Below are 5,228 nucleotides of genomic sequence, written 5' to 3' on the forward strand. Positions count from 1 at the left end.
TACTATGACCTCGGCTGACTTCTCGCCATTCGTTGTTACTACTAAGCGCTGACGAGACCTCCCCGGGTAAGAACGACAACCTTCTGCTCATGTCACTGCTCCATTTACTGTACAGGATTCGGGCAGTATCGGACTTCACTTTGTTTCGCAAGCTCATCCGTCCTGATTCAGCCTTTGTATGAAGTTTCTGTTCGTCAGTGCAAGCATTTGCGTCCGTCTTCCTTCAGATTCCGCCTCACGGCGGACACCCTTGACTTTCGCTAACAGTTCCTACTGCCAAGTCTGTAGTGGACTTTCACCACCAAGTTGTCGCCCATGCCGGGCGCACGAAAAAAAGAAGCAGAGAGCCTACCCTCTGCTTCTTTTTTTCAAATGATTAAAGTTGAATTTTTTCTCCACTCTCAACAATAATGATCGGCTCTCCTTCAAGCAATGTATACTCCGTGGAGGACGGTGTCAGTGTCACTTGAATCAGTCTGTCTTTCACTTGTACCTTGAAGCTTAATCTGCTCCATTCCTTAGGACCATGAGGCGTGAAGTAAAGTGTCCCGTCATTGAATCGCATCCCTGCAAAGCCCTGAACGATACTCATCCACGTTCCGCCCATATTTGCAGCATGCACCCCGTCTTTCGTATTCGACTGAAGGTCGATGATATCCATCAGAACTGTATCCATAAAGTAGTCATAGGCCTTTTCGTGTTTACCGATTTGACTGGCCATCATGCCGAAAACAGACCGCGAAAGAGAGGAATCATGTGTGGTCACTTTTTCATAATAATCATAATCCCGTTTCAGCTGTTCCATTTCAAAATCATCGAGGAACAGAAACTCTGCCAAAACCGTGTCTGCCTGCTTGCAGACCTGGTGCTTGTATATCGTCAGGGGATGATAATTAAGTAGGAGAGGATAGTTTTCTTCTGGTGTGTGCTCAAAATCCCAGACTTTCTTATGGAAGAAACTGTCGTCCTGCATCGTCAGTTCTTTCTCTTCGTCATATGGAAGGAACATTCTGCTCTCAGCTATTTTCCAGTTCTGCAGTTCATCTTCAGTCACATGCAGATCCTCCAGTTTGCCAGCCGCCTGCTCCTGCGCTTTCTGAGCGTACTCGATGGCATAGGACAGGTTCTTTTTCGCCATCAGATTGGTATAGAAATTGTTGTTGACGATCGCCGTGTACTCATCGGGTCCCGTAACATCATTCAGGACAAAGGCACCGTCCCGTTCGTCGTCAAAATGTCCCCATTCCAGCCAGAAACGCGCTGTTTCTACAAGGATGTCCAGTCCTTCATTGAACATGAAAGCCTCATCTTCCGAAACTTTTCCGTATTCATAGACGGCATGGGCGATATCTGCATTGATGTGAATCTGAGCCGTTCCAGCTGGATAATAAGGACTTGCTTCTTCCCCATTGATTGTCCGCCAGGCAAACAATGCTCCTTTGTCGATAGCCATAGTCCGTGCCCGCTCCCTCGCCTGAGGAAGAATACTGTGTCGATACATCAGCAGAGACTTGGCAATCTTTGGCTGCGTGTAAAGGAAGAAAGGAAACATGTACATTTCTGTATCCCAGAAATAATGCCCTTCATAGCCTTCACCGGTAAGTCCCTTGGCAGATATGTTTGTATGCCCATCACGTCCGGCTGCCTGATGCAGATGGAACAGATTGAATCTCAGTCCGATTTGGAGTGCCTGGTCGCCCTCCAGCTCAATGTCACTCACGCTCCAGAACTTATCCATGAATGACAGATGTCTGTCCTTTAATTCATTATAGCCCAGTGTTTCAACCTCTGACATGATTTCCTTCAGATTCTCAGCCTGAGAATCCGTATCTTCTTCATTATTGTACTTATGACTGTAAGCTGTGAAGCGATCAATGACTACTGGAGCTGACTTGTCAGTCTGAAAGCTAGCTGTGACCTTGTTTTCAATCCGCTCAAGGCTGACCTGTTCAAAACGAGACACGACATGATCATAAATGACCGCATGCAGATCAGAGGCATGGGTGCTGATATGAATCATTCGGCCTGAGTCAGTCGATAGTGGGCGGGAATCAAATCTTCTTTCCGCCTGTTCCTTTTTTCTTGGATCCGGATCGTCTTCCGCCGACTCTTCCTTGCCCATATCTTCCAGTTCATCCAGTTCGAAGAGAAGCTGAACTGGCAGGTCATCTTCTTCTGACTCAATAATAATGCGCTGCGCCAAAATTTCTGGAAAATCGTAGGAAACAAAGCGTTCGATCGTGACTTCTATTGACTGCTGCTTAGAATTCTCCCATGTAAAGGTCCGGGTCAGCAGCCCTCTCTTAAGATCCAGTGTCCGTGAATGATGATCAACTTTTCCTGTTTCTAGATCAAATAGCTCATTATCCAGTGACAAATCCAATTTTTTAGCATCAGGAACAGGTATCGTCGTCTGATGGTGAGTCGCATATCCGTATGCCCATTCGCCGTAAGTGATTGGCTCAGTATCATAAAACCCGTTCATCAGCGTGCTGCCGCTGTGACTGTATGCCTGGGTCCGATGCCTTTCTTCCAAGCTACCTCTAGTCCCGATGTGTCCGTTTGAAAGTGAGAAGAGCGTTTCGTTCTGTCTTATCTGTTCTGAATCTGTACCAACTTCTTTAAGCGTCCACAACGTGCCGTTTTCAATCAGGTCATGCATAAGCGATCGCCTTCCTTTCTTTACTGTTTATTTTGTCAATAACCTGGAAAGAAAGCAAGCTGAAGCCTTTTTGATAAGAAAAACTTCACGTACCGTTCAGCTATTGCTGAGGTCCCAGAAGAGCAGGCGAGCAGTAAAGCTAGAACCTGTCAATTACCGTATAAACCTTATACGGTCCCACTTTGCGGCAGTAAAAAACCTGAATATGCCGGACATCAGTCGACTTATTCAGGGTAGTGTCATCAATAATTTTCAATATAGGTCGTCAGTTCTTCAAGGGAAGGCAGTCCTTCATTGTCCCCTTCATTCTGAACTTGGAGAGAGCCGATTGCATTGGCTCGTAACGCAGCTTCCGGCCAGGTCAGACCGTTTAAATAGCCATGCAGAACACCTACAGCAAATCCGTCTCCGGCGCCGACAGTGTCTACGACTTTCTGAACTTTAAAACCAGGCACATTGATCGTGTCTTTTCCTTTTTCTGTAACAAACGCCCCGTCTGCTCCGTTTTTTGTAATGACGACCTGTGCACCCTTATCAATATAGAAGCGCGCGATAGCTTCAACGTCATCTGTCCCGAACAGGGTCTTCCCTTCAGATACTCCAGGAAGCACCAGATCAGAGAGACCAGCAAGATTATTTAAGACAGTCACCATTTCATCTTCCGAAGACCAGAGAGCAGGCCTCAGGTTCGGGTCGAATGATATGAATGTTCCGGCCGATTTAGCCTTCTTCATCAGATAGACGATTGCTTCTCTAACCGTCCCGCTCACTGCTGGCGGAATGCCAGTTATGTGAAGCAGCTTCACATCAGAAAAGTCGATCCTATTTACATCAGCCTCTGACAGTGTAGTGAAGGCGCTGTTGTTTCTATAGTAGGCAGTAGACGGATCGCCTTCCTGAACTTTATTTTTCATCATCAGCCCGGTGTTGTGCTTCGGTGAATGAAAGATGTAACTTGTCCCTATCTTTTCTTTTTCGATGGCTTCTTCAATATAAGCGCCTATGGGGTCCTTGCCCAGCTTCGTGACGTATTCCACTTTGTAATCCAGGCGGGACAGTCCTATCCCGACATTGATTTCCGCTCCTGCCAGAGATCGCTTGAACAAAGTGACATCTTTCAGCTCCCCATATTCCTGAGCAGTAAACAACCCCATCGGTTCTCCAATTAAAATGACATCCGGCATATGATCACGTCCTCACTTCACTTCGTTGTATTTCTGAACAAAGGCTTGAGCCTGCTCTGTGACACTTGAGTAGCCTTGAGTCTTCAAATCTTTAGTCAACGCACTGCCGATACCGACAGCCCATGCCCCATTATCGATCCACTGGTCCATATTATCCAGACTCACGCCACCAGAAGGCATCATTTCTACATGCGGAATCGGGCCATGTACATTTTTGATGAAGGCAGGTCCCAATACCCCACCCGGGAACACTTTGACCACTTCGACTCCTGTCGCCAGTGCGTCGGCCACCTCTGTCACTGTGCCGCATCCAGGAAGATAGGGAATTCCATATGTATTGCAGACAGTTGAAATTTCCGGCACCATATTCGGGCTGACGATGAACTCAGCTCCCGCAATAATCGCAATACGTGCTGTTATTGCATCCATGACTGTTCCTGCTCCTACAACCATATCCGTCCCATCAAATTTTCCAGCAAGATTCCTGATCGATTCGTCGGCTTGCGGGGTCGTAAACGTCACTTCGATATTTTTGATTCCTCCTTCATAAACAGCTTCGGAAATACGCGTCGCTTCTTCAGCAGACTTCCCTCTAATCACTGCAAACAAATAATTGTCTTTTAATCGGGTCAAAATCGCTTGTTTTTTAGTCATCATATCCTCCTTGAATGTCTAAACTCATATACTAGTATAACGCTTTCTTTTGTGAAGCTCAATGATCCAATATACAAATATAAGACCTGGTAAACAGTTCAAGTAAAGTTCTAACATAATGATTACTCCTGTCATATGGCTTGCTGAAAATCATAGAATTGCCTCTATTTCTGAGTCAGGCTTTCAGCTAACTGGTGTTTATTTTCTGAAATAGTCAGAATACTTTTCCATTATTTCACCTTGAGCTTCATCCATCAGATTGATATGTGCAGTCACTAATGTCTTTACTTCATCTATCTGCTTAGATTTTACTGCTTTAATCAACCCTTCATGCTCATCTACAATCTGATTGTAGTCAAATGTTATGTCTTTCAGGTCAATGACCCGGCACTAAAGTACCGGGCTTGTAACTCTAAGCGCAATAGTACAAAACGCTTGATTCCAAGCTCCTATTTTAGGTTACTTCTCGTAAAGGACTACCCTTTACCCGCAGATTGACTTCTACGGCAATACACAGAATATATCATGTGTACCTTAATTTATTTCGACTTTCGTATAGCAGGGACGTTCGGTTCCGGATATCCACTCTGTTCCTAATTGCTGAATATTTATGGCAGCTACTCGGTCATCGTTTGATTTATAGGCACAATTTTTACAAAAGAAAGCATGTTCCCTGTTCAAGCGATTTTCCTTGTCTATAGTCCCGCATTTTGGACAGCGCTGGCTCG

The 5,228-nt window shown here is 45.5% G+C and carries 5 protein-coding genes; all 5 read right to left on the minus strand.

The genetic code is table 11. From position 1 onward, the window contains the following. Positions 1–376 precede the first annotated feature (376 nt). Positions 377–2,662 (minus strand): glycoside hydrolase family 65 protein, encoded by a 2,286-nt coding sequence (locus BLR76_RS11200; RefSeq protein WP_091268964.1) that lies wholly within the window; start codon positions 2,660–2,662, stop codon positions 377–379. Between the two features lie 242 nt (positions 2,663–2,904). After that, complete coding sequence (locus BLR76_RS11205) at positions 2,905–3,846, minus strand: sugar kinase (protein ID WP_091268966.1); 942 nt, start codon at positions 3,844–3,846, stop codon at positions 2,905–2,907. 12 nt (positions 3,847–3,858) lie between these two features. Continuing rightward, complete coding sequence (locus tag BLR76_RS11210; protein ID WP_091268967.1) at positions 3,859–4,500, minus strand: bifunctional 2-keto-4-hydroxyglutarate aldolase/2-keto-3-deoxy-6-phosphogluconate aldolase; 642 nt, start codon at positions 4,498–4,500, stop codon at positions 3,859–3,861. 198 nt (positions 4,501–4,698) lie between these two features. After that, positions 4,699–4,824 (minus strand): hypothetical protein, encoded by a 126-nt coding sequence (locus BLR76_RS12410; RefSeq protein WP_281241350.1) that lies wholly within the window; start codon positions 4,822–4,824, stop codon positions 4,699–4,701. A gap of 210 nt (positions 4,825–5,034) precedes the next feature. Further along, on the minus strand, positions 5,035–5,228 hold a 194-nt coding region (locus tag BLR76_RS11215; protein WP_143009257.1), incomplete at its 5' end, for a zinc ribbon domain-containing protein.

The sequence above is a fragment of the Alkalibacterium thalassium genome (assembly GCF_900101165.1).
Classification (GTDB): Bacteria; Bacillota; Bacilli; order Lactobacillales; family Carnobacteriaceae_A; genus Alkalibacterium; species Alkalibacterium indicireducens.

Bases quoted from the DNA above. Each gene is read 5' to 3' on its own strand.
- BLR76_RS11200 (WP_091268964.1), bottom strand. From the start codon at position 2,662: ATGCATGACCTGATTGAAAACGGCACGTTGTGGACGCTTAAAGAAGTT.
- BLR76_RS11205 (WP_091268966.1), bottom strand. From the start codon at position 3,846: ATGCCGGATGTCATTTTAATTGGAGAACCGATGGGGTTGTTTACTGCT.
- BLR76_RS11210 (WP_091268967.1), bottom strand. From the start codon at position 4,500: ATGACTAAAAAACAAGCGATTTTGACCCGATTAAAAGACAATTATTTG.